At 66.0% G+C, this 20,448-nt stretch carries 19 protein-coding genes and 1 tRNA gene; 10 read left to right on the top strand and 10 right to left on the bottom strand.

The window, feature by feature from the left end:
* Window positions 1-269: 269 nt before the first annotated feature.
* Together OMP44_RS06095 and OMP44_RS06100 are read right to left on the bottom strand one after the other, a co-directional pair.
* The gene (locus OMP44_RS06095) at window positions 270-1,712 is read right to left on the bottom strand and encodes a sigma-54 interaction domain-containing protein (RefSeq protein ID WP_280306986.1); all 1,443 of its coding nucleotides are present in this window, start codon (window positions 1,710-1,712) and stop codon (window positions 270-272) included.
* Window positions 1,709-2,626: a 3-hydroxyacyl-CoA dehydrogenase family protein gene (locus tag OMP44_RS06100; protein ID WP_280306988.1), complete on the bottom strand. Its 918-nt coding sequence runs from the start codon at window positions 2,624-2,626 to the stop codon at window positions 1,709-1,711. Before OMP44_RS06100 ends, OMP44_RS06095 begins: the two co-directional genes overlap by 4 nt.
* Window positions 2,627-2,823: 197 nt before the next feature.
* On the opposite strand from OMP44_RS06100, the gene codB reads away from it, so the two are divergent.
* Window positions 2,824-4,086 (top strand): cytosine permease, encoded by a 1,263-nt coding sequence (codB, locus tag OMP44_RS06105; RefSeq protein ID WP_280306989.1) that lies wholly within the window; start codon window positions 2,824-2,826, stop codon window positions 4,084-4,086.
* 10 nt (window positions 4,087-4,096) lie between these two features.
* Window positions 4,097-5,338 (top strand): cytosine deaminase, encoded by a 1,242-nt coding sequence (codA, locus tag OMP44_RS06110; protein WP_280306990.1) that lies wholly within the window; start codon window positions 4,097-4,099, stop codon window positions 5,336-5,338.
* Window positions 5,339-5,821: 483 nt separating this feature from the next.
* On the opposite strand, the gene OMP44_RS06115 is transcribed toward codA, so the two are convergent.
* The 4 genes from OMP44_RS06115 to OMP44_RS06130 form a co-directional block, all read right to left on the bottom strand.
* Window positions 5,822-6,307 carry a GNAT family N-acetyltransferase gene (locus tag OMP44_RS06115; protein ID WP_280306991.1) on the bottom strand — a complete coding sequence of 162 codons (486 nt, stop codon included), beginning with the start codon at window positions 6,305-6,307 and terminating at the stop codon, window positions 5,822-5,824.
* Window positions 6,308-6,342: 35 nt separating this feature from the next.
* Entirely contained in the window at window positions 6,343-8,445 is a 2,103-nt protein-coding gene (locus tag OMP44_RS06120; RefSeq protein WP_280306992.1) for a response regulator, read from the bottom strand.
* A complete protein-coding gene (locus OMP44_RS06125; protein ID WP_187978935.1) occupies window positions 8,442-9,935 on the bottom strand; it encodes an ATPase domain-containing protein in 1,494 nt (497 codons plus the stop codon). The genes OMP44_RS06120 and OMP44_RS06125 overlap by 4 nt, the downstream gene beginning before the upstream one ends.
* 224 nt (window positions 9,936-10,159) lie before the next feature.
* Window positions 10,160-11,773 carry a histidine kinase famiy protein gene (locus tag OMP44_RS06130; protein ID WP_187978936.1) on the bottom strand — a complete coding sequence of 538 codons (1,614 nt, stop codon included), beginning with the start codon at window positions 11,771-11,773 and terminating at the stop codon, window positions 10,160-10,162.
* A 233-nt stretch (window positions 11,774-12,006) separates the two neighbouring features.
* Between OMP44_RS06130 and OMP44_RS06135 the strand changes: the two genes are divergently transcribed.
* From OMP44_RS06135 to OMP44_RS06145, 3 genes are all read left to right on the top strand, one after another.
* Window positions 12,007-12,393 carry a response regulator gene (locus OMP44_RS06135; RefSeq protein WP_187978937.1) on the top strand — a complete coding sequence of 129 codons (387 nt, stop codon included), beginning with the start codon at window positions 12,007-12,009 and terminating at the stop codon, window positions 12,391-12,393.
* A 217-nt stretch (window positions 12,394-12,610) separates the two neighbouring features.
* On the top strand, window positions 12,611-13,099 hold the full coding sequence (locus tag OMP44_RS06140; RefSeq protein WP_133859468.1) for a hypothetical protein: 489 nt from the start codon (window positions 12,611-12,613) through the stop codon (window positions 13,097-13,099).
* A gap of 107 nt (window positions 13,100-13,206) precedes the next feature.
* Window positions 13,207-13,827, top strand: a complete 621-nt coding sequence (locus OMP44_RS06145) for a LysE family translocator (RefSeq protein WP_280306995.1) — start codon at window positions 13,207-13,209, stop codon at window positions 13,825-13,827.
* A gap of 106 nt (window positions 13,828-13,933) precedes the next feature.
* On the opposite strand, the gene OMP44_RS06150 is transcribed toward OMP44_RS06145, so the two are convergent.
* The gene (locus OMP44_RS06150) at window positions 13,934-14,368 is read right to left on the bottom strand and encodes a MerR family transcriptional regulator (protein WP_187978939.1); all 435 of its coding nucleotides are present in this window, start codon (window positions 14,366-14,368) and stop codon (window positions 13,934-13,936) included.
* A gap of 68 nt (window positions 14,369-14,436) precedes the next feature.
* Between OMP44_RS06150 and OMP44_RS06155 the strand changes: the two genes are divergently transcribed.
* Complete coding sequence (locus tag OMP44_RS06155; protein WP_280306997.1) at window positions 14,437-15,240, top strand: cation diffusion facilitator family transporter; 804 nt, start codon at window positions 14,437-14,439, stop codon at window positions 15,238-15,240.
* 241 nt (window positions 15,241-15,481) lie between these two features.
* Here the strand turns inward: OMP44_RS06155 and OMP44_RS06160 are convergent.
* The 3 genes from OMP44_RS06160 to mobA form a co-directional block, all read right to left on the bottom strand.
* Window positions 15,482-15,558, bottom strand: a tRNA-Pro gene (locus OMP44_RS06160).
* A 76-nt stretch (window positions 15,559-15,634) separates the two neighbouring features.
* Complete coding sequence (locus OMP44_RS06165) at window positions 15,635-15,856, bottom strand: YgdI/YgdR family lipoprotein (protein ID WP_059314378.1); 222 nt, start codon at window positions 15,854-15,856, stop codon at window positions 15,635-15,637.
* A 109-nt stretch (window positions 15,857-15,965) separates the two neighbouring features.
* Window positions 15,966-16,541 (bottom strand): molybdenum cofactor guanylyltransferase MobA, encoded by a 576-nt coding sequence (gene mobA, locus OMP44_RS06170; protein WP_273861119.1) that lies wholly within the window; start codon window positions 16,539-16,541, stop codon window positions 15,966-15,968.
* 205 nt (window positions 16,542-16,746) lie between these two features.
* Here mobA and OMP44_RS06175 point away from each other — a divergent pair, with 205 nt between their 5' ends.
* The 4 genes from OMP44_RS06175 to yegS all read left to right on the top strand — a co-directional run bounded on the left by OMP44_RS06175 (window position 16,747) and on the right by yegS (window position 20,275).
* Window positions 16,747-17,238, top strand: coding sequence for a hypothetical protein (locus OMP44_RS06175; protein ID WP_263258706.1), 492 nt, complete (start codon window positions 16,747-16,749; stop codon window positions 17,236-17,238).
* A 233-nt stretch (window positions 17,239-17,471) separates the two neighbouring features.
* Window positions 17,472-18,011, top strand: a complete 540-nt coding sequence (gene moaB / locus OMP44_RS06180) for a molybdenum cofactor biosynthesis protein B (protein ID WP_280306999.1) — start codon at window positions 17,472-17,474, stop codon at window positions 18,009-18,011.
* A complete protein-coding gene (locus OMP44_RS06185) occupies window positions 18,008-19,204 on the top strand; it encodes a molybdopterin molybdotransferase MoeA (RefSeq protein ID WP_280307000.1) in 1,197 nt (398 codons plus the stop codon). The genes moaB and OMP44_RS06185 overlap by 4 nt, the downstream gene beginning before the upstream one ends.
* A gap of 126 nt (window positions 19,205-19,330) precedes the next feature.
* Window positions 19,331-20,275 carry a lipid kinase YegS gene (yegS, locus tag OMP44_RS06190; RefSeq protein WP_280307001.1) on the top strand — a complete coding sequence of 315 codons (945 nt, stop codon included), beginning with the start codon at window positions 19,331-19,333 and terminating at the stop codon, window positions 20,273-20,275.
* The last annotated feature ends 173 nt before the right edge of the window (window positions 20,276-20,448 follow it).

Consider the following 20,448-nt stretch of genomic DNA (forward strand, 5'->3'; position numbering starts at 1 on the left):
CAGCTTTGTAAGTTGTTGTTTTGTATAAGATTTTATTTTGATCTCTGCCCGCTACCGATAGATTGTCTCAAAAGCTGGACCCCGTAGGTTGGGCTGAGCGAAGCGAAGCCCAACATCAGTCCACGGGCGGCAATGTTGGCCTTCGACGATAAAGCGGTTTCAAACCAGCCTACGCCGTGACTCTGTAGGAGCGGCCCATGGCCGCGATAAACGATCTATCGCGGCCATGGGCCGCTCCTACGGACTTCGTCTCTATATCTGGACATGTCTCATGTTTGAGACATTAGCCCTAGCGCCACCAGCTTCTTGTACAGCGTTGACCGCCCCAGACCCAGGCGGCGCGCGGCTTCTTCCACCTTGCCACCGCAGGCGGCCAGGGCGCCCTGCAGCAGCTCGCGATCGAAGCGCTGGCGGGCTTGGGCGTAGGTTTCGCCGGTCCGGTAACTGACTGATTCGCCGGTCGTCGAGGGAGCGGGGGCGATGCCCAGGGCCGCCGTCAGCGCCGCGGCATCCAGCTGGCTGTCGTCACCCAGCAGCACGGCGCGCTCAAGCACGTTGCGCAACTCGCGCACGTTGCCGGGCCAGGGTTGGCGCTGCAGCAGCGCCAGGCCGTCGGTGGTGAATTCGGGCATTGGCTGTCCGTTCAGCTTGCGCAGGTCAGCGAGGATGGCCTCGGCCAGCACCCTCAGGTCGTCGAGGCGTTCTCGCAGCGGTGGAATGCGGATCGGCAGGACATTGAGCCGGTAATAGAGATCGGCGCGAAAGCGCCCCTCGGCCACGGCGACGTCCAGGTCACGCGAGGTAGCGGCGATCATGCGCACGTCACAGGCCAGCACCTCGTTGGAGCCCAGCGGCTCGTACTCCTTTTCCTGCAGCACCCGCAGCAGCTTGGCCTGCAAGGCCAGGGGCATGTCGCCGATCTCGTCGAGAAACAGGGTGCCGCCCTGGGCGATCTGCAGCTTGCCCGGGCGGGCCCGTCGCTCGGCGCCGGTGAAGGCGCCGGGCGCGGTACCGAAAAATTCCGCTTCCAGCAGGCTTTCCGGAATGGCCGCGGCGTTGATGCTGACAAAGGGCCGCCCGGCGCGTGGCGAGGCGCCGTGGATGGCGTGGGCCAGCAACTCCTTGCCGGTGCCGGTCTCGCCCAGCAGCAGCACCGCGGCCTCGCTGGCGGCGGCGCGCCGGGCGCGACGCTTGACCTCCAGGCTGGCCGGTCCGCTGCCGACGAAGTGGCCGAAACCATACTTGGCGGTGCGTGCATGCTGCAGCGAGCGCCGGGTGGTGGCCAGCTCTTCCTGGATGCGCAGGTAGCGGGTCACCAGCGGCGCCAGTTGCTGCAGCTGGTCGAACAGGGCGAAGCCGATGGCGCCGATCAACTCGCCTTCGTCGGTATGGATCGGCAGGCGCATCACCACCAGCGGTCCGTTGCGGGTCTCCAGCATGTCCAGCAGGATCGGCTGGCCATTGCGCGCCACCTCGCGCAGCAGGCTGTGGGGAATGATCTGTTCCACCGGCTGACCGATGGCGGCGGCGGCATCCGGCAGGCCGAAGTGCTGGGCGTATCTCTGGTTGATCCAGACGATGCGCGCCTCGCGGTCGACGATCACCGTGCCATTGCTGGTCTGCTCGATGATCTCGAACAGCGAGCGGATCGCCCGCTGGCGGATCTCGGCGTAGTCCTCCAGGTCCGGCAGGCCGGGCGAAGTGCGACTCATGGCTTCAGCGCATGGCGCAGCTGGTGCAGCCGGCGCTGGACGATACGCTCGCGCCGCGCCGCGTCCCACTCGTGAAAGCCCGCACCACTGCGCAGGCCGGTACGGCCGGCCGCCACTTGGTCTTCCAGCAGCTGCAGCGGCGCCTCGTCCCGCGCCAGGGTTGGCCAGAGGTGGCTGGCGATGTCGCGAAAGGTGTCCAGGCCGCCCATGTCCGCCGCTTCCAGCGGACCGACCATGGCATAGCGCCGGCCCAGCGAGGCGCGCATCACCCGGTCCACCGTCTCGGCATCCGCCGCGCCGCTCTGCACGATGTGCAGGGCCTCGCGCAGCAGGGCGAATTGCAGGCGGTTGCCGACGAAGCCGGGAATGGCGTGCTGCAAGACCACGGCCTCCAGGTCGGCGGCCTCCAGCAGCTGGCGCACGGATTCCAGATGGGCGGGCAGGGTGGCCGTGCCGGGCACCAGCTCGACCAGCGGGATGAAGTGCGGCGGATTCCAGAAGTGGGCGATCAGCAGGCGCTCGGGATGGTGCAGGTGCGCGGCCAGCTCGTCCGGTGGCAGGCCGCTGGTATTGCTGGCGATCAGGGCATCGGGGCGCAGCACGGCTTCGAGCTGGGCATAGAGCCGGTGCTTGAGCTTCAGGCGCTCGGGCACGGCTTCGAACAGCAGGTCGCAATCGGCGAGATCGGCCAGGTCGGTGGTGGTGGTCAGGCGGGCGATCACCGCCTCGGTGTCCACCGCGATGTCGGCTTCTTCCAGCTCGGCGAGCAGGGTGCGCGCGGTGGCTGCCACCTCGGCGAGGCGGACGGGGTCGACGTCCTGCAGCCGCACGGCATGGCCGTGGCGCGCCAGATGCACGGCGATGCCGATGCCCATGAGACCGGAACCCAGGACGGCGAGGCGAGGCGTGGTCATGATCTTTTCCTTGTGAGACGGCCGCGGCAACCGTCTCACACTTGACTGCCCCCGGCCAAGGCACGGAGCGCCGCCTTGCACCAAAGGCGGGCCCTGGTAATGGATTCGTTGCGGCCCCTGGGCTCTGTCACGCCCCTTGGCCGGGGCTGGCATGGGCACTGCTACAGGACAGGCACGTCCATCCCGAGGAGTCCCTTATGAGCAACGCCGGCAACGACTATCCCCTGAGCGAAGTGCCGCCCCACGCCCGCAAGGGTCTGGCCTCCCTGGCCATGGTGCTGCTGGGCTTCACCTTCTTCACCGCCACCATGTTCGCCGGTGGCAAGCTGGGGGTGGCCTTCGGTTTCGCCGACCTGCTGCTGGTCATCGCCCTCGGCAATCTGCTGCTGGGTCTCTATGCCGCCGCCCTCGGCCATATCGCCTGTCGCAGCGGCCTCAACTCGGTGCTGATGGGGCGCTTCGCCTTTGGCGAACGCGGCAGCAAGCTGTGCGACCTCATCCTCGGCTTCACCCAGATCGGCTGGTACGCCTGGGGTACGGCCACCGCTGCGGTGGTGCTGGGCAAGTACTTCGGCCTGGAGCAGGGCGCGGTGCTGGCGCTGATGGCGGTGTTCGGCCTGGGCTTCTGCGCCACCGCCTACATCGGCTACCGGGGCCTGGAGATCCTCTCCTGGATCGCCGTGCCGGCCATGGCGCTGCTGCTGATCCTGTCCATGAGCGTGACCACCACCAAGGCCGGCGGCCTGGCCGGCCTGCTGGCGATCCAGCCCAGCAGCAGCCTGGACCTGTCCACCGCCATCACCCTGGTGTTCGGCACCTTTGTCAGTGGTGCCACCCAGGCCACCAACTGGACGCGCTTCGCCCGCTCCACCCGGGTGGCGGTACTTGCCAGCCTGATCGGCTTCTTCCTCGGCAACGGCCTGATGGTGCTGATCGGCGCCTATGGCGCCATCGTCTACCAGCAACCGGACGTAGTGGAGGTGCTGATGTTGCAGGGCTTCGCCACCGCCGCCCTGGCCATGTTGCTGCTCAACATCTGGAGCACCCAGGACAACACCATCTACAACTTCGCCGTGGCCGGCTGCAACCTGGTGCGCACCGGCCGCCGCAAGACGGCGACCCTGGCCGGCGCCCTGATCGGGACCGCCCTGGCGCTGCTGGGCATGTACGACCTGCTGGTGCCCTATCTGGTGCTGCTCGGCACGGTGATCCCGCCCATCGGCGGGGTGATCGTCGCCGACTTCTGGCTGCGCCACCGCGGCCGCTATCCGCTGCTCGCCGAGGCCCGCCTGCCGCACTACAACTGGCCGGGTCTGGCCGCCTATGGGCTGGGCACCCTGGCCGCCTTCGGTTCACCCTGGGTCGCGCCCCTGGTGGGCATCGGGGTGGCGGCGCTCGGCTATGGCGTGTTCAATGGCCTGAGTCGCGGTCGTCGTACCGCCGCCCCCGCTTCGCTCTAGGAGATCGACCATGCGCATCCTCAATGCCCGCCTGCGTGACCGCGAAGGCCTCCATGACATTCGCCTGGAAGGCGGACGCATCGCCGCCATCGCCGAGCAGCTCATGCCGCCCGCGGTAGGGCCGGACGACCTCGACGCCGCCGGCAACCTGGTGGTGCCGCCCTTCGTCGAGCCGCACATCCACCTCGATGCCACCCTGACCGCTGGCGAGCCGCGCTGGAACATGAGCGGCACCCTGTTCGAAGGCATCGAATGCTGGGGCGAGCGCAAGGCCACCATCACCCAGGAAGACACCAAGACCCGCGCCACGCGTACCATCCGCGCCCTGGCCGCCCACGGCATCCAGCACGTGCGCACCCATGTCGATGTCACCGATCCGTCGCTGGCCGCGCTCAAGGCCATGCTGGAGGTGCGCGAGGAAAACCGGCACCTGATCGATCTGCAGATCGTCGCCTTTCCCCAGGAGGGCATCGAGTCCTTCAAAAACGGACGCGAGCTGATGGAGGAGTCGATCCGCCTGGGCGCCGATGTGGTCGGCGGCATCCCGCACTTCGAGTACACCCGCGACCAGGGGGTGAGCTCGGTGAAATTCCTCATGGACCTGGCCGAGCGCACCGGCTGCCTGGTGGACGTCCATTGCGACGAAACCGACGATCCCCACTCGCGCTTTCTGGAGGTGCTGGCCGAAGAGGCGCGCAGCCGCGGCATGGGTTCGCGGGTCACCGCCAGCCACACCACCGCCATGGGCTCCTACGACAACGCCTACTGCGCCAAGCTGTTCCGCCTGCTGACCCATGCCGGCATCAACTTCATCTCCTGCCCGACCGAGAGCATCCACCTGCAGGGCCGCTTCGACAGCTTTCCCAAGCGCCGCGGCGTGACCCGGGTCAACGAGCTGCTGGAGGCCGGCCTCAATGTCTGCTTCGCCCAGGATTCCATCGTCGATCCCTGGTATCCACTGGGGAACGGCAACATCCTGCGCGTGCTGGAAGCAGGGCTGCACATCTGCCACATGCTCGGCTATCGCAACCTGCAATCGGCACTGGACCTGGTCACGGTCAATAGCGCCAAGGCCCTATGCCTGGGCGATCGCTACGGCCTGGAGGAGGGGCGGCCAGCCAACCTGCTGGTGCTGTCCGCCGACAGCGACTACGAGATGGTCCGCAGCCAGGGCCTGCCGCTGTACTCCATCCGTAACAGCAAGGTGCTGATGCAGCGCCGCCCGGCGCAGGTGGAGCTGGCGGACTCGTGATGGATCATGACCAGGGTAGGGATGCGACGGTCGAAGGCGATTTTTCAGTCCCGGCAAAGACCCGACACTCACTCCAACAACACCCTCTCCCCTTGGGAGAGGGTTGGGGTGAGGGCGCGCCCCGCGCCGAAGTCCCCGGTGGAAAAAGCTGCGCCGTTTTCCACGCTACGGCGCTGCGATTTTCAGGGCTGGCAAAGATCTGATTCTTACTCGAACAACCCCCTCTCCCTCTGGGAGAGGGCTGGGGTGAGGGCACGCCCCATTCCGAAGTCCCCAGTGGAAAAGGCTGCGCCGTTTTCCACGCTACGGCGCTGATCGCGGCCATGGGCCGCTCCTACAGGAGAATCAAAATCTGTAGGAGCGGCCCATGGCCGCGATTAGGGGCTCCTGGCAGCAGCGGACCGTCCTGACCGCAACTGCCATTACCCATGTCGCGTTCCATCGCGTCGGCCTTCGCTGGCGCTCGACCCAACCTACGAAAACCTACCGCCCGCTTTCCGCGAAATCCCGTAGCGCCGCACCGTCCAGGCGATAGCGGACCCATTCGCCCTGCGCCTTGGCGCCCAGGCTTTCGTAGAAGTCGATGGCCGGGGTGTTCCAGTCCAGCACGCTCCATTCCAGGCGGCCGCAGTCGTTGGCCACCGCCTCCCGAGCAAGTTCGCGCAGCAGCCCCTTGCCCAGGCCGGTGCCGCGGGCGCTGGGGCTCACATAGAGGTCTTCCAGGTAGATGCCGTTGCGGCCCAGCCAGGTGGAATAGCTGTAGAAATACACGGCATAGCCCACCACCGCGCCTTCGTGCTCGGCGACCAGCGCCCGGGTCGGAGTATCGGCGGCGAACAGCGTGGCCTCGATCTGGGACGGGCTGGCCAGTACCTCGTGAACGGCCTTTTCATAGTCGGCCAGTTCGACGATCAGTTCATGGATGCGGGTGGCGTCTTCGCGGCGGGCGGGGCGGATCTGGGTGGTCATGGGTGCCTTGGTCTGGTCGCGGGGCGGCGCCGACCTCAGGAGGGCACCACTGCCCGATTGGCGGATCCGGCCAGCATGGCGGCGACCTGCGCGGCCAGCTGGTCCAGGGTGAAGGGCTTGGTCATCAACTCCATGTTACCACCCAGGAAGGCGTTCCTACTGAGCGCACCTTCGGCGTAGCCGGTAAGGAACAGCACCGGCAGTCGCGGCCTGAGCTGCTGGATGACCTCCGCCAGCTGGCGACCGTTGAGGCCTGGCAGACCAACATCGGTCACCAGCAGGTCCAGCTGGGGAATCTGGTCCAGCAGGCGCAACGCGGCCTTGCCTTCGGCGGCGCTCCACACCTGATAACCCAGGGCTTCCAGGGCTTCCTGATTGACCAGCCGGACCGCGACGTCGTCCTCCACGAGGAGGATGGTCTGTCCGGCGCCCTGGGCGAACTCCGTCGGTTCGGCCCGCTGCGACTCTCGGCGCTGCTCGGCCGTCGGCAGGAAGACGCAGACCTGCGTCCCGCTGGCGTCGCTGGCGAGGGTAAGACGGCCATTGCTCTGTCGGGCGAAGCCATAGACCATCGACAGCCCCAGGCCGGTGCCCTGGCCCTGCGGCTTGGTGGTGAAGAAGGGTTCGAGCACCTTGTCCAGCAGCCGCTCTGGGATACCGGTACCGCTGTCCCGCACTTCGATGCAGACATAGTCGCCCGGGGCCAGGGCCTCGTCGTCCGTCCCCGGCTCGGTGACCGTCAGCAGCGAAGTCGCCAGGGTCACGACACCGCCATCCGGCATGGCATCGCGGGCGTTGATCACCAGGTTGAGCAGCGCATTCTCCAGCTGGTTGGCATCGGCCAGGATCCAGGGCAGGTCCTCGCCCAGCGCCAGCTCCACCGAGATCTGTTCGCTCACGGTGCGCTGCAACAACTCCTGCAGCGCCAGGATCAGCTCGTTGGCGGACATCGGCCGGGACTCCAGCGACTGCCGGCGGGAAAAGGCCAGCAACCGCTGGGTAAGGGCGGCCGCCCGGTGCGCCGAGTGCTGCGCGGCCTCCATGTACCGCTCCAGGCCGGCGAGCTGTCCCTTGTTCTTGATTTTCATCAGATCCAGGGCGCCCAGCACCCCGGTGAGCATGTTGTTGAAGTCATGGGCGATGCCGCCGGTGAGCTGGCCGACCGCTTCCATCTTCAGCGACTGGCGCAACTGCTCTTCGGCGCGATTGCGCTCGGCGGTTTCCCGCTGCAATTCGCTGAGGGTAAGCGCCAGGGTGCGGGTGCGCTCCGCGACCTGGAGTTCCAGTTCTTCATTGAAGCGACGCAGCGCCAGTTCGGCGCGCTTCTCGTCGCTGACATCGGCGATCACCGTGGTCGCCCCGATGATCTGCCGGCCGGCGTCGTGCAGCGGCACTGCGCTCACCCGCAGCCAGGATTCCTCGCCGGCTGCACTGGTGTGATAGAAATCCTGGCCCTTGACCCGCTCGCCAGCCAGCGCCCGAGCACCCGGAAAGCGCTCGGGTGGCAACAGTCGGCCACTGTCGTCGAGCGCGGTCCAGCGCGACACCTCCCCAGGCTGCCGGGAAGGAATGTGCTGACCCGGCACGTACTGCTCATAGAAGGGATTGCTGACCAGGGTCCGACCCTCGGCATCCATGAAGCACACCCCGACCGGCAGATTCTCCAGCAGCGTCTGCAGGCGCTCGCGTTCCTGGGCGAGTTCGGCGAGGCGGTCGCGCATCTCGAACTGACGCAGGCGCGACCGCCAGGCCGCCGCGACGCTGCTCAGCAGCGAGGCGCCACTCAGCGGCCGTTCGAGGATGACCAGGTTGGTGGTCGCCGCCGGCAGCTGTCGGCGCAGGAGATCGTTGCCACGCCCCGAGCGCTTGGCATCGGAAGCCAGCAATACCAGCGGGATATCCGACCAGGTGGGCTGCCGCTCCAGAGCCTCTGCCAGGGCGCTCAGGTCCTGGCGCAGGGCTTCCTCGGTAAAGACGATGATGCCGGTGTCGTCGCCCAGGGCCGCCGCGACCTCGTCGAGGCTGGTGACGTAGCGGGTGAGATAGCCCTGGGTAAAAAGCCGCTGCAGGTTGGCCGCGTCACCGCGAAGCGGGGCACAGATGATCAGTTCGCAGGCGGGCGTCTTGGACTCGGTCAATCGCGCTCTTCCATCAGGGGCTGCCTGGCACCGAAATACTCCGGGGTGCCGGTCAGCACGCCACGGAAGTCCACCAGCGGCTGACCCACCCGGATGCCCTGGGTATCGATGCGCAATTCCCGTATCGCATCCTCATGCCCGCCGCCGCGGTGCTTGAGGATGGAAATGGCCTTGCGCAGACGGCCGTGCGCTTCGAAGAAGCGCACCAGCACCACCGTATCGGCAATGTAGGAAATATCCAGATTGGAGGTCATGGAGCCGACCAGGCCATGCTGGGGATTGATAAGGAAGGTCACCACCCCGGACTGGCTCAGGTAGGAGAGCAATTCGTGCAACTGCAGAATCAGCTGCTGCTCCTGCGGCATGGCCGCCAGGTAGCCATTGAGGCTGTCCAGCACCAGCATCCGGCAGTTGTTTTCCTCGACGTCCTGCCGCACGCGCCAGGCGAATTCGCCGGGCGACAACTCGGCGGGATGAATCTGGTGAACCACCAGCAGACCTTCGTCGATATAGCGCAGCAGCGGCATCCCCATGCTTTCCGCACGCTTGAGCAGGGTGCCGATACGTTCGTCGAATTCGTATACGGCGCATCTTTCCCCGCGCGCGCAGGCCGCCATCACGAACTGCAGGGCGAGCGTCGTCTTGCCGGCCCCCGCCGGACCGGTGATCAGGGTGCTGGTACCGCGCAAGGGCCCGCCGTGCAGCAGCGCGTCCAGGTCCTGGATGTTGCTGGGGACGACGGCGCCAAGGAATTCTTCGTAGTGCCCCGCAGCGATGATCCGCGGATAGATCTCCAGCCCGCCCCGGCGGATGGTGAAGTCGTGATAGCCGGCGACGAAATCTCGGCCACGCAGCTTCTGGATCTGCAGGCGGCGGCGGGCAGCGCCGAAGTCCAGGGTCAGGCGCTCCAGGGTCAGCACCCCGTGGCAGAGGCTGTGCAGGTGGTTGTCCCGCCCGCCTGGACTGGTGGTCAGGTCGTCCACCAGCAGCACGGTGATGCCGCGCCCGGCGAAGAACTGTTTGAGCGCCAGCACCTGGCGCCGATAGCGCAGGGGATCCTGGGCCAGCAGACGCATCTCCGACAGGCTGTCGAACACTAGCCGACTCGGCTTGAGTTCATCCACCCGCGCCTGAATCAGCTCGATGGTATCGCCCAGTTCGGATTCCCAGGGGTGCAGGATGGTCTGCTCCTGAGCACCGCCCAGCACCGCATCGGCGGCGGATAGCTCGAACAGCTCCACGCCCTCCAGGCTCCAGCCATGGGACTCGGCCACGCTCTGCAACTCTTCGCTGGTTTCCGATAGCGTGATGTAGAGCACCGACTCGCCCCGGCGTACCCCTTCAAAGAGAAACTGCAGGCCCAGGGTGGTCTTGCCCGACCCCGGTGTACCCTCCAGCAGATAGAGTCGATCGCGGGGTAAGCCGCCGCGCAACACCTGGTCCAGACCGGTATTGCCTGTCGCGATAATTGACGGGCTAGGGGAATTCATGGGTGACCGGACCTCAAGGTGGCGGAAGCGAAGGGGACAGCATGGCCGCGGCCCAGCCTGAGCTCCGGGCAGGCCCGAGAATCCGGCGGCAAGGTGCGGGCAGTGATGATGTCACGCCGGGAGTCGACGGCGGAGACCAGAGCCGCACTGAATTATAGTAAGTCTAATACCCTGGCCCGCCGCCGGCCACTCCGACACAGTGCAGCCTCGCCAAGCCGTTGCGATCAGGCGATCCCGTTCGGCCCATCCAGCACCCGGCGAATCTTGCGCGCCAGATCGTTGGGGATATAGGGCTTGGAGATCACCTCGAACTCCGAGCCGCCGATATCGGTGCGCTCCAGCGAGTTTTCGGCGTAGCCGGTGGTGAGCAGGATCTTCATCCCCGGGTGCAGGCGTTTCACCTCCCGCGCCAGCATCACGCCATTCATGCCGCCCGGCATGATCAGGTCGGTGAACAGGAGGTCGAACGGCTGCTCGCTTTCGCGCAGCACCCTGAGCGCCTCGCTGGCATTGAAGGTGATCTGCGCGGTGTAGCCATAGTCTTCCATTACCAGCTTGGCCAGTTCGGCGACATCCGGGCGGTCTTCCACCACCAGGATGCGCTCCGTACCACTGCGGCGGTCCGAACGCTGCTCCGCCTGCTGATGGGTGACGAGGCTGTCATCCACCGGGAAATACAGGCGCAGCGTGGTACCGACGTCTTCTTCCGAATAAATGCGTACCGTACCGCCGGATTGCTTGGCGAAGCCATAGACCATCGACAGACCCAGCCCCGAGCCCTTGCCTTCTTCCTTGGTGGTGAAGAAGGGGTCCATCACCCGATCGCGGATGCTGGCGGGCATGCCATGACCGTTGTCGGTGATCGCCAGGCTGACATAGCGACCGGGCATCAGGCCGTCGTAGGACATGTTCGCCAGTTCGCGCACCTCGACGTTGCGCGTCTCGATGCCCACGCTGGGTTGCGGGCGATCAGCCAGGGCATCCCGGGCATTGATCAGGATATTGAGCAGCGCCACTTCGGCCTGGGTCGGATCGATGCGGCAATTCCACAGTTCGGGTTCCAGCCGGGTGCGGATTTCCACGTCGCCCAGGGTCCGCTCCGCCAACTCGTGGGAGGTGCGGATCAGGTTGTTCAGATTGAGCACCCGGCCTTCGAGCTTCTGCTTGCGCGAAAAGGCCAGCAGCTGCTGGGTGAGGGTACTGGCGCGTTCCGCCGCCGACTTGGCATGGGTGGCGCTGCGGACGATGCGCTCCTGGTCGAAGCTGGGCTTTTCCGCGGTGCGCTGGATGATGTCGATATAGCCCATCATCACCTGCAGCAGGTTGTTGAAGTCGTGGGCGATACCACCGGTGAGCTGGCCGAGCGCCTCCATCTTCTGCGCCTGGCGCAGGGCATCCTCGGCGTCGCGCCGCCGGCTGACATCCAGCTGGGACGCGAAGTAATAGGTCAGCTCGCCCGCATCGTTGTACACCGGCGAGACGAACAACGCGTTCCAGAAGGTCGAGCCGTCCTTGCGATAGTTGATGATCTCCACCGAGATCTCGCGTTCCTGCTCCACCGCCTCGCGGATCTGGGCGACCACCGAGCGATCGGTCTCCGGCCCCTGCAGGAAACGGCAATTGCGTCCCAGCAGTTCGTCCACCCCGTAACCGGTCATGTCGGTAAAGGCATTGTTGGCGAACAGGATCGGGTTGTCCGGCTGATTGGGGTCGGTGATCAGCATCGGCATCCGCGTGGTTTCTACGGCGGCGAAGAAGATGTTCTTGCCCTCGTGCGAAACATCGCTCGTCGCGGAATTGTCGACCCGCGCCTTGCGGGGTGGGTGCTTCTGGCTCACGGAGGCGGAATCCTTGGCAGGCAAAATTGGGCGTCTTGGCCCTCAGACAGCCAAGCGGCGAGAAAACTTCATCGGCACCCCTCACGAGGCGGTCTGGCATCGCCCTTTTCGGAGCTGAAAGCCAAGCGTGGCGCGGCTTTGGCGGCCATTTGCCAGTGTACCGCTCACCTGCCTCAGGTGACCGTTAGGTAGGTTTCGGGAGAACCTCTTCAGCCTTCGCTGTCTGACCTGCCATGAAGCCGAGAAGCCTTGAAATACAAAGACAAATTCTTGTTCTGGAAGATGATGCGGGCCAGCGCGAGCTGCTGACCGAAATTCTCACCGAACAGGGCTTGGATGTCGTGGCGGTCGCTTCCAGTGACGAGGCCTTGGCGCACATGGACACCCGCGGCAGCGATACCAAGATGGTCATCGCCGATGTCAACGTGCCGGGCATGCTGGATGGCCTGGCCTTCGCCCAGCTTGCCGCTGTGAGCTGGCCGACGATCCCCTTCATCATCATCTCCGGCTACATCGACCAGGATCTTGCCATCCTGCCGCGCCGGGCGGCCTTCCTGCCCAAGCCCTGGAGCGTGGCCGACCTCAGCCAACTGGTCGAGAGCCTGCTGCCGCGTCGCTAGGGGCCTGCTTCATGGGTGGCGCAACCTGTCCGAGCCGGCCTGCCGCCCTGATCTGGTCATGCCTCCTTTCGTCCCCCGAATAGACGCGCTCGTCGGCAGTGCCCCGTTTCGACTGGCCAAATGATATGACGTCCGTCGGCATGCCTGTTTTACAGGGAACCAAAAGCGCTGAACGCTATCAATGTGCCATCTATTCCCGACTGGCAAGGAGCGCTTCATGGACGCAGTCATCACCCAGATTTCTCAGATCACCGATTGGGAATTTCTCATTGCGCTGGAGCGCAGCCTGGAAAGCCGCGGTCGCCTCGACCTGGCCGCGCGCGAAGCCCTCGAACGCCAGGGCAGGCTGCTTTCGCGCCGCTACCTGATGCAGAAGGGCAAGCTCGGCAACGGCCCCTTCACCCCGGTGGAAAACGAGATCCTCGACGTCCTGGCCACGGCCACGGCCGCCCTGCGCCGCAGTCGGCGCCTGCCCCATAACATCGTCAAGACCCTGCGTGCCGGTGGCCTGATCGAGGCGGTCGAGCGCAACGTCTGCCACGCCGGCGCCCTGCAGTGCCGCACCGACTTCGAAGCCGACGGTATTCCCCGCGGGACCCTGGAGCGCATCGTCGATCGCAATCCCCAGGCCTTCGGACTGGAAGCCCGCCGCGCCGCCGCGCGCTACATCGCCGAGCAGGAACCGGCCTTCCGCGCCGCCGGCTGAGCCTCGCCATGGCCGCCTGCGGGCGGCCATGGCGGTTCGAGAGCAGGCTGATCGCCGGCCTGTCCCGTGCTACCGTTTCCAAGCCCCCAGCCGAAACGAGCCCTGTCATGGCCCTCGCCGATAACCTGCTGGCCTTCACCCTGGCCGCGTCCCTGCTCACCGTCACACCAGGCCTCGATACCGCGCTGATCCTGCGCACCGCCGCCGTCGAAGGACGCGCCCAGGCCTGGCGTGCGGCCCTGGGGATCAACGCGGGCTGCCTGCTCTGGGGCGCCGCCGTGGCCTTCGGCCTGGGCGCGCTGCTGGCAGTCTCGGAACTGGCCTATACGCTGCTGAAGTATTGTGGCGCCGCCTACCTCTGCTGGCTCGGCCTCAACCTGCTGCTGCGCCCTCGTACGACCCTCACGCCAACGGCAGGCGAGGGCGGCACAGACTCGAATTGGTTCCTCAAGGGGATGCTGGGCAATATCCTCAATCCCAAGGTCGGCATCTTCTACGTGTCCTTCCTGCCCCAGTTCATTCCCCAGGGCCAACCCCTGATCGCCTGGACCTTCGGCCTGGTCGCCATCCATGTGGCGCTGGGGCTGCTCTGGTCCCTGACCCTGATCGGCGCCACTCGCACCCTGGGCGAGGCCCTGCGCAAGGCCGCGGTGATCCGCTGGCTGGATCGGGTGACGGGCGTGGTCTTCCTGCTGTTCGCCGCCAAGCTGGCGCTGAGTCGCAGGTAAAGAGGGGGAGGGGCGCTTCCGAGAGGACGCCAAAGCCAAACGCCAGAAACAACAAAGCCCGCATTTAGCGGGCCTTGGGGTGCAAGCGCGCAGGTGGATGCCCCTTTTAGCCAAGGCAGCGCCCACCTCCAGGCATCGGCGTACCAGCCAACGACTCGATGATCCTGCATTCCGCTATGGTCCCGCCGTGGCAGCACGCCAACAGCCGCTGCAATTCGCTCTCCAGGGCTTGCAGATCGGCAAGCCGCTGCCGCACCTGCCGCAGGTGTTCTGCCACGAGGCTATCCACGGCAGCGCAAGGCGCCTGCTGCCGATCCGCCAGGCCGAGTAGCTCCCGGACTTCATCCAGGCTGAAGCCCAGCATGCGGGCACGTCTGACGAAGAGCAGCCGATCCCGTTCGGTCGGGCCGTACAGCCGGTAGCCGGACGCAGAGCGCGTCGAGGACGGCAGCAAGCCTTCCTTTTCGTAGTAGCGGATGGTGACGGTCTTGGTATCCGTGGCCTTGGCCAGCTGACCGATGGTGTACGTAGGAGCGTTCATGGCCTTGACCTTATAGCGACTATAACCTTCAGCCTAGGGCAAATCCTGAGTGTTGCCGAGAGAGTGCCGTGGACAGTTGCTGCGAAGACAAGGCCAGCGAGCTGGCTCAGCTGCGAGGTCGCCAGAGTCGCGTGCTCTACAGTGTGCTGGCGATCAATGCGGTGATGTTTTTGGTGGAGTTCGCGGCCGGTTGGCTGGCCGGCTCGACGGCGCTGCTCGGGGATTCCCTGGACATGTTCGGCGATGCCTCGGTCTATGCGCTGACGCTGTTCGTGCTGCATCGAAGTGATAGAGCCCGCGCTGGTGCTGCCCTGGTGAAAGGCGGCTTCATGCTGCTGTTCGGCGTGCTGGTGATCACGGACGCCGTGCGCAAGGTGATCCTGCAGGAGGTGCCCCAGGCCGACTGGATGGGCACGGTCGGACTCGTCGCACTGCTCGCCAATACCTACTGCTTCTATCTGCTGTACAGCCATCGCGCGGACGATCTGAACATGAGGTCCACCTGGATCTGTTCACGGAACGATCTGGTCGCCAATACCAGCGTGGTGCTGGCTGCCATCCTGGTGGCTGTCACTGGCAGCCTCTGGCCAGACGTCCTGGTCGGTCTGGCCATCGCCGCGCTGTTCCTGCACTCGGCCTGGCAGGTCAGTCGTGAGGCCTACCGCGCGTGGCGTCCTGGTTCGGAAGGGCAGGGAGTGCCAGCGCAGGAGCTGCAAGCCGCTTCAATGCAGGAGACGCCGGTGCCTTCCTGCTGCGGCGGTAAGGCGCCAGCGGTCATCGTTGAGCCTGGCCAGCGCGCTCCGGCTGCTTCGTGCTGCGCCGCTGACAGCCAGGGGGCTCTTGAATCCGTGGAAAAGCCAGGCCGCCCGTAGGCGGTCTGTCGCTGTGCAGGCAGGGTCGGGCGAGGCGATCTCGTCGCTCCCTTGGGGCGCGGACAATCCACCGCCGAGACGTCCGCTTCCCGGTTTGGCATGCCGGAGAACAAGACGAGTGCCTGCCGGAGCAGTCATGCAGGAGAGAAGAGAGGCAAGCATCGCCAGAGCAAATAGCTAAACGTCAGAAACGACAAAGCCCGCACTGGGCGGGCTTTGGGGTGATCCTTGCGGATCAGATTGGTCGGAGCGACTGGATTCGAACCAGCGACCTTCTCGTCCCGAACGAGACGCGCTACCAAGCTGCGCTACGCTCCGTAATGGATGGCGCGCATTCTACCTAAAACTCATGCAAGCACAAGGGGTTAGGTAAAAAAATCGCGCCGGGCAGGAATCAGAGCTCCTTGATGGTGCGAACCTGATCCTTGTTGATGCGGGTCGGCTTGCCGTCGAGCTGCTTGAACGTATAGAAACCCGAGTCGTCATCATACTTCGGCGTGTCGGTGGCCTGGATCTCGCGGCCATCGTTCAGGGTGATGACGCTGGGGGTGGAGCAGCCGGCGAGCAGGGCGCTGGCGACGACCAGCAGGGCGGCGGGGAGCAGGTGCTTGTTCATGTGACGGTCTCCTTTCTTGGCAACCAAGCGGGCTTAGGACCGCGGGTGCGGGGCCGAGTTCGTCCCGGAACCGCTGGGTCACGCCCTCTGGCCTAATGGTTCGCCAGGTTCAAACCCCGTTTTCCAGGGCCGCGGGATCGTTGAAGTTGGCCAGACGGACATCGTCTTCGGCGAAGTCCACGGCAGTCAGGCCCAGTGGCAGCAGGGCGCCTCGCGGACTGCGTTCGCCGTCCGCCCAGGCCTGGCGCAAGGCGGGCAACAGGCGCCGGGGCAGGGCGCTGAACAGCGGTTGCCAGTAGCCACCCTGACGCGCCATCACCGGGCCCGCGCTCGCCTGGGCCGCAGCGAGCAGCTGCAGGGCGAGGGCGGCATCTATTCGCGGTGCATCGCAGGGCAGCAGCAGCACCCAGTCATGCCGCGCCACGGCGAGTCCGGCGAGGATGCCGGCCAGGGGACCGGGAAAGTCCGGTTGCTCATCGGCCACCAGCTGGTCGGCCCAGAGGGCATAACGCGGCGCATTGCGGTTGCAGGAGATCACCAGATCATCGGTCAGTGCCCGCACCGCAGCCTGCACCTGGGCCACCAGCGGCTGGCCCTGCCATTCCACCAGGCCCTTGTCGCGCCCACCCATGCGCTGACCGCGACCGCCGGCCAGAATGAGGATGGAGGAGGGGAGCAGTGGCATGCAGGAGGCCTCGGGCTTGCGGACGCGGGAAACGGGTGTCCATCCTAGCCCGGTTTCACCGCTGGCGGCTGACCAGAGCGGGCTTTATCCGGGCGGGACGGCTGGGCTAGACTCGAGCGCGTCCCGTGCAAAGGGGCGTGCTAGACACCTTTGATTCCTGCCGCGCGGTGGCGGGGAGTCCCTGCCCAGAAGGAGTTTGCAAACGATGAAGACGATGCTGCTTTCCGCTTTGGCCCTGGCTGCCTTGCCCGCCTTTGGCGCCGGCGGTGGTGAACCCCCTGCGATCAAGGTCACCTTTGGCCAGCCGACCGTCCGGCAGAAGCTGTTCTACGAGAAGCTCTACGAGAAGAAGCCCTATCCCGACGCCACCCTCTATTACTACAGCAATGGCGTCTACAAGATCATCTCGCCCGGCGAGGAGCACTATGGCGTCTACGTGGTGCACGGCAAGCTGACCGACGACAAGTACCAGGTGGATTTCATCTCCCTGCCCTCCGCGGACTGGGGCGGCAAGACGGCCCGGCATTTCCTCACGTTCGATCGCAAGGCCGGCACCTTCACCCAACAGGCGACCTGGGAGGAAGACCCGAACATCGCCCCGCAATACGGTCGCTTCAGTCAGGATGCCAACGACATCGCCGACCCGCGTCCCATCAAGTGGGAGACTCACGCCGAAGGCGAGCAACGCCAGCGCTAGGTCACGCCAGCGGCGCCCGCTCGGTTGAAGGGGCGTCGGCTTTTCCTCTAGGCTGTGATGATGCAGCCTTTTCGGATCTTCACGTCGATCGGGATCGACAGCCGCCCTCACTGTCGGAGCGGCCACCTTCCGGTCGCTGCCAGTCCAATGCTCACCCCCTTCGGGAAACCCGCTGCCCGTCCAGCGGTCTTCCGCTGCACCCTTTCCTTCGCACTCTTCGGAAATCCAACCAGATGAGCCACAAAGCCGAGGCGGTTTTCGTACCGCTGAACATCGCTGTCCTGACGGTCAGCGACACCCGCACCTTCGAGACCGATACCTCGGGTCAGCTGTTCGTCGACCGCCTGGAGGCCGCCGGCCATTTCCTCGCCGACCGCGTGCTGCTCAAGGATGACCTCTACAAGATCCGCGCCCGGGTCGCCCACTGGATCGCCGAAGACCAGGTGCAGGTAGTGCTGATCACCGGGGGCACCGGCTTCACCGGTCGCGACAGCACCCCGGAAGCCGTCGCCTGCCTGCTGGACAAGCAGGTGGATGGCTTCGGCGAACTGTTCCGCCAGATCTCCGTGGCCGACATCGGCACCTCCACCGTGCAGTCCCGGGCGCTGGCCGGCCTCGCCAATGGCACCCTGGTCTGCTGCCTGCCGGGTTCGACCAACGCCTGCCGTACCGCCTGGGACGGCATCCTCGCCGAACAGCTGGACAACCGTCATCGCCCCTGCAACTTCGTGCCGCATCTCAAGCAGGCCGAGCCCTGCGGGCCGCGCGGATGAGCCTGCTGGCGCTGGAAGAGGCCCTGGCCCGGCTGCTGGCCCTGGCGGCCGAAGACGGTCCCTTGCCCCATGAGCAGGTGGCCCTGGAACACGCCGACGGGCGCATCCTGGCCGCGCCCCTGGTAGCCGACCTGGATCTCCCGCCGTGGGACAACAGTGCCATGGACGGCTATGCCCTGCGCCTGGACGACTGGCAGGGCGAGCCGCTGCGGGTCTCCCAGCGCATCTTCGCCGGCCAGGCACCGGCGCCCCTGGAGCCGGGCACCTGTGCGCGCATCTTCACCGGCGCGCCCGTTCCGGCGGGTGCCGACTGCGTGGAGATGCAGGAGAACACCGAGGTGCTGGATGACGGTCGGGTGCGCTTCGTCGAGCAGCTGCGACCGGGGCGCAACATCCGTCGCCGCGGCAACGAAGTCCGGGTGGGTGACGAGGTGCTGTCGGCCGGTACCGCTCTGGGGCCGGCGGAGCTGGGAGTCGCCGCGTCCCTCGGGCGTGCCCAGCTGAACGTCTTTCGCCGCCTCAAGGTCGCGGTACTGTCCACCGGCGATGAACTCGTGGCGCCCGGACAGCCGCTCGGTCCGGGGCAGATCTACAACAGCAATCGCGCCCTGCTCATCAGCTGGCTGCGGCGGCTGGGTTGCGAGGTGTCGGACCAGGGCATCCTGCCGGATGATCTCGCCGAGACGCGCAGGCGACTGGGCGCGCTGCAGGCCGATCTGATCCTCTCTACGGGCGGTGTCTCCGTGGGTGAGGCCGACTATCTGGGCCAGGCCCTGCGCGAAGAAGGCGAGCTGACCCTGTGGAAGCTGGCGCTCAAGCCGGGCAAGCCGCTCACCTGCGGACGCTTTCGTGGCATTCCGCTGATCGGCCTGCCGGGCAATCCGGCGTCCACCCTGGTGACCTTCGGCCTGCTGGCACGGCCCTATCTGCTGCGCCGGGCCGGCAAGATCGACGTGGCACCGCTGAGCGTCGAGGTGCCGGCGGGGTTCGACTGGCCGCGTGCCGGTGCGCGCCGCGAATACCAGCGGGCGCGGCTGGAAGATGGCCGGGCGGTACCCCATCGCAACCAGGGCTCCAATGTGCTGCAGACGGCGGCCTGGGCCCATGGCCTGGTGGAGATCCGTGAGGATCGTACCTTCGCCGTCGGTGATCCGGTGCGCTTCATCCCGTTGGCCGAATTGCTCAAGGCCTAGCCAACCGGCAGTCAGGACTGAACGTGGCCGTTGGGCCACAGTCCTAGTCTCCAGATTCGCTCGCCGGGCGCTGCCCGGTACCTGGCGCGGCATCTCGCCGCGCAGAGCCAACCTTGGACGACAGACATGACGACGACAGGCACCCTGGCTGACGCAGCCCTGGTCATTCTCAATGGCAAGGAAACCGGTAACGAGGACGTGCGGGAGGCCATTCTTGAACGGCGTGCCGCCGGTCATCGCATCGATGTACGGGTGACCTGGGAAGAAGACGATGCCGCGCGCTTCGTCGAGCAGGCGACCCGCGAAGGCTACGGCACCCTGGTGGCCGCTGGTGGCGACGGCACCCTGCGCGCCGTGGCCGAAGCCATGGCGCAGAATCACAGCCAGGCCCGCCTCGGCCTGCTGCCCTTGGGCACCGCCAACGACTTCGCCCGGGCGGCGGGTGTGCCGGTGGAGCCTGCGGCGGCCCTGGCGCTGCTGGATGGGCCGACCAGTGCCATCGACCTGATCGAGGCGGAAGGCCAGCTGTTCCTCAATATGGCCACCGGCGGCTTCGGCTCCCAGGTGACCGCCAACACCCCTGGCGAACTCAAGCGCCTGCTGGGTGGTGCGGCCTACTTCCTCACCGGCCTGACCCGTTTCGCCGAGGTGCATTCGGCCCATGGTCGCTTCCGCGGTCCCGGTTTCGAGTGGGAAGGCGAATTCCTCGCCCTGGGCATCGGCAACGGTCGTCAGGCCGGCGGTGGCCACGTGCTCTGTCCCACTGCCGTGGTCAACGATGGCCTGCTCGACGTGGGCATCCTGCCAGCGTCCCAGGATGTGCTCGGTACCCTGGGCGAATTCCTCAGCAAGGGCTTCAGCACCGAAGAGATGTTTATCCGCGCGCGCCTGCCCTGGGTGGAGCTGGAAGCCGCCGAAGGTCTGGACATGAACCTCGACGGTGAACCGGTCAAGCGAGACCGGGTGAGATTCGAGGTACGTCCGGGTATCCTGCAGGTCTGTCTACCGGTGGATTCGCCCCTGCTGGGCGAGACCGCCGGCTCCCTGGCCGAACCGGCGGCGACGTCCTAAGAAGGTGTTCACGATCTCGCGAGCTAGAGTCAAACAAGGCGAAAAGGCCTGAGGAAGCGGAGTTTACGAGTTGTAAATGAGCATTCCGATGGGGCTGGCCCTCCAGGGCCTTTTCAACGCAGTTTGGCCGACGCGCAGCAGATCGTGAGCAGCTTCTGATCAGGTGGCTGCGG

Origin of the sequence: Pseudomonas flavocrustae, from assembly GCF_029872515.1 — a bacterium.
In the GTDB taxonomy this organism is placed as follows: domain Bacteria; phylum Pseudomonadota; class Gammaproteobacteria; order Pseudomonadales; family Pseudomonadaceae; genus Chryseomonas; species Chryseomonas aestiva.

Excerpts from the sequence above, each read along its gene's own strand:
- OMP44_RS06095 (WP_280306986.1), bottom strand. The coding sequence starts at position 1,712 with ATGAGTCGCACTTCGCCCGGCCTGCCGGACCTGGAGGACTACGCCGAG.
- OMP44_RS06100 (WP_280306988.1), bottom strand. The coding sequence starts at position 2,626 with ATGACCACGCCTCGCCTCGCCGTCCTGGGTTCCGGTCTCATGGGCATC.
- codB (WP_280306989.1), top strand. The coding sequence starts at position 2,824 with ATGAGCAACGCCGGCAACGACTATCCCCTGAGCGAAGTGCCGCCCCAC.
- codA (WP_280306990.1), top strand. The coding sequence starts at position 4,097 with ATGCGCATCCTCAATGCCCGCCTGCGTGACCGCGAAGGCCTCCATGAC.
- OMP44_RS06115 (WP_280306991.1), bottom strand. The coding sequence starts at position 6,307 with ATGACCACCCAGATCCGCCCCGCCCGCCGCGAAGACGCCACCCGCATC.
- OMP44_RS06125 (WP_187978935.1), bottom strand. The coding sequence starts at position 9,935 with ATGAATTCCCCTAGCCCGTCAATTATCGCGACAGGCAATACCGGTCTG.
- OMP44_RS06135 (WP_187978937.1), top strand. The coding sequence starts at position 12,007 with ATGAAGCCGAGAAGCCTTGAAATACAAAGACAAATTCTTGTTCTGGAA.
- OMP44_RS06140 (WP_133859468.1), top strand. The coding sequence starts at position 12,611 with ATGGACGCAGTCATCACCCAGATTTCTCAGATCACCGATTGGGAATTT.
- OMP44_RS06145 (WP_280306995.1), top strand. The coding sequence starts at position 13,207 with ATGGCCCTCGCCGATAACCTGCTGGCCTTCACCCTGGCCGCGTCCCTG.
- OMP44_RS06150 (WP_187978939.1), bottom strand. The coding sequence starts at position 14,368 with ATGAACGCTCCTACGTACACCATCGGTCAGCTGGCCAAGGCCACGGAT.
- OMP44_RS06165 (WP_059314378.1), bottom strand. The coding sequence starts at position 15,856 with ATGAACAAGCACCTGCTCCCCGCCGCCCTGCTGGTCGTCGCCAGCGCC.
- mobA (WP_273861119.1), bottom strand. The coding sequence starts at position 16,541 with ATGCCACTGCTCCCCTCCTCCATCCTCATTCTGGCCGGCGGTCGCGGT.
- OMP44_RS06175 (WP_263258706.1), top strand. The coding sequence starts at position 16,747 with ATGAAGACGATGCTGCTTTCCGCTTTGGCCCTGGCTGCCTTGCCCGCC.
- moaB (WP_280306999.1), top strand. The coding sequence starts at position 17,472 with ATGAGCCACAAAGCCGAGGCGGTTTTCGTACCGCTGAACATCGCTGTC.
- OMP44_RS06185 (WP_280307000.1), top strand. The coding sequence starts at position 18,008 with ATGAGCCTGCTGGCGCTGGAAGAGGCCCTGGCCCGGCTGCTGGCCCTG.
- yegS (WP_280307001.1), top strand. The coding sequence starts at position 19,331 with ATGACGACGACAGGCACCCTGGCTGACGCAGCCCTGGTCATTCTCAAT.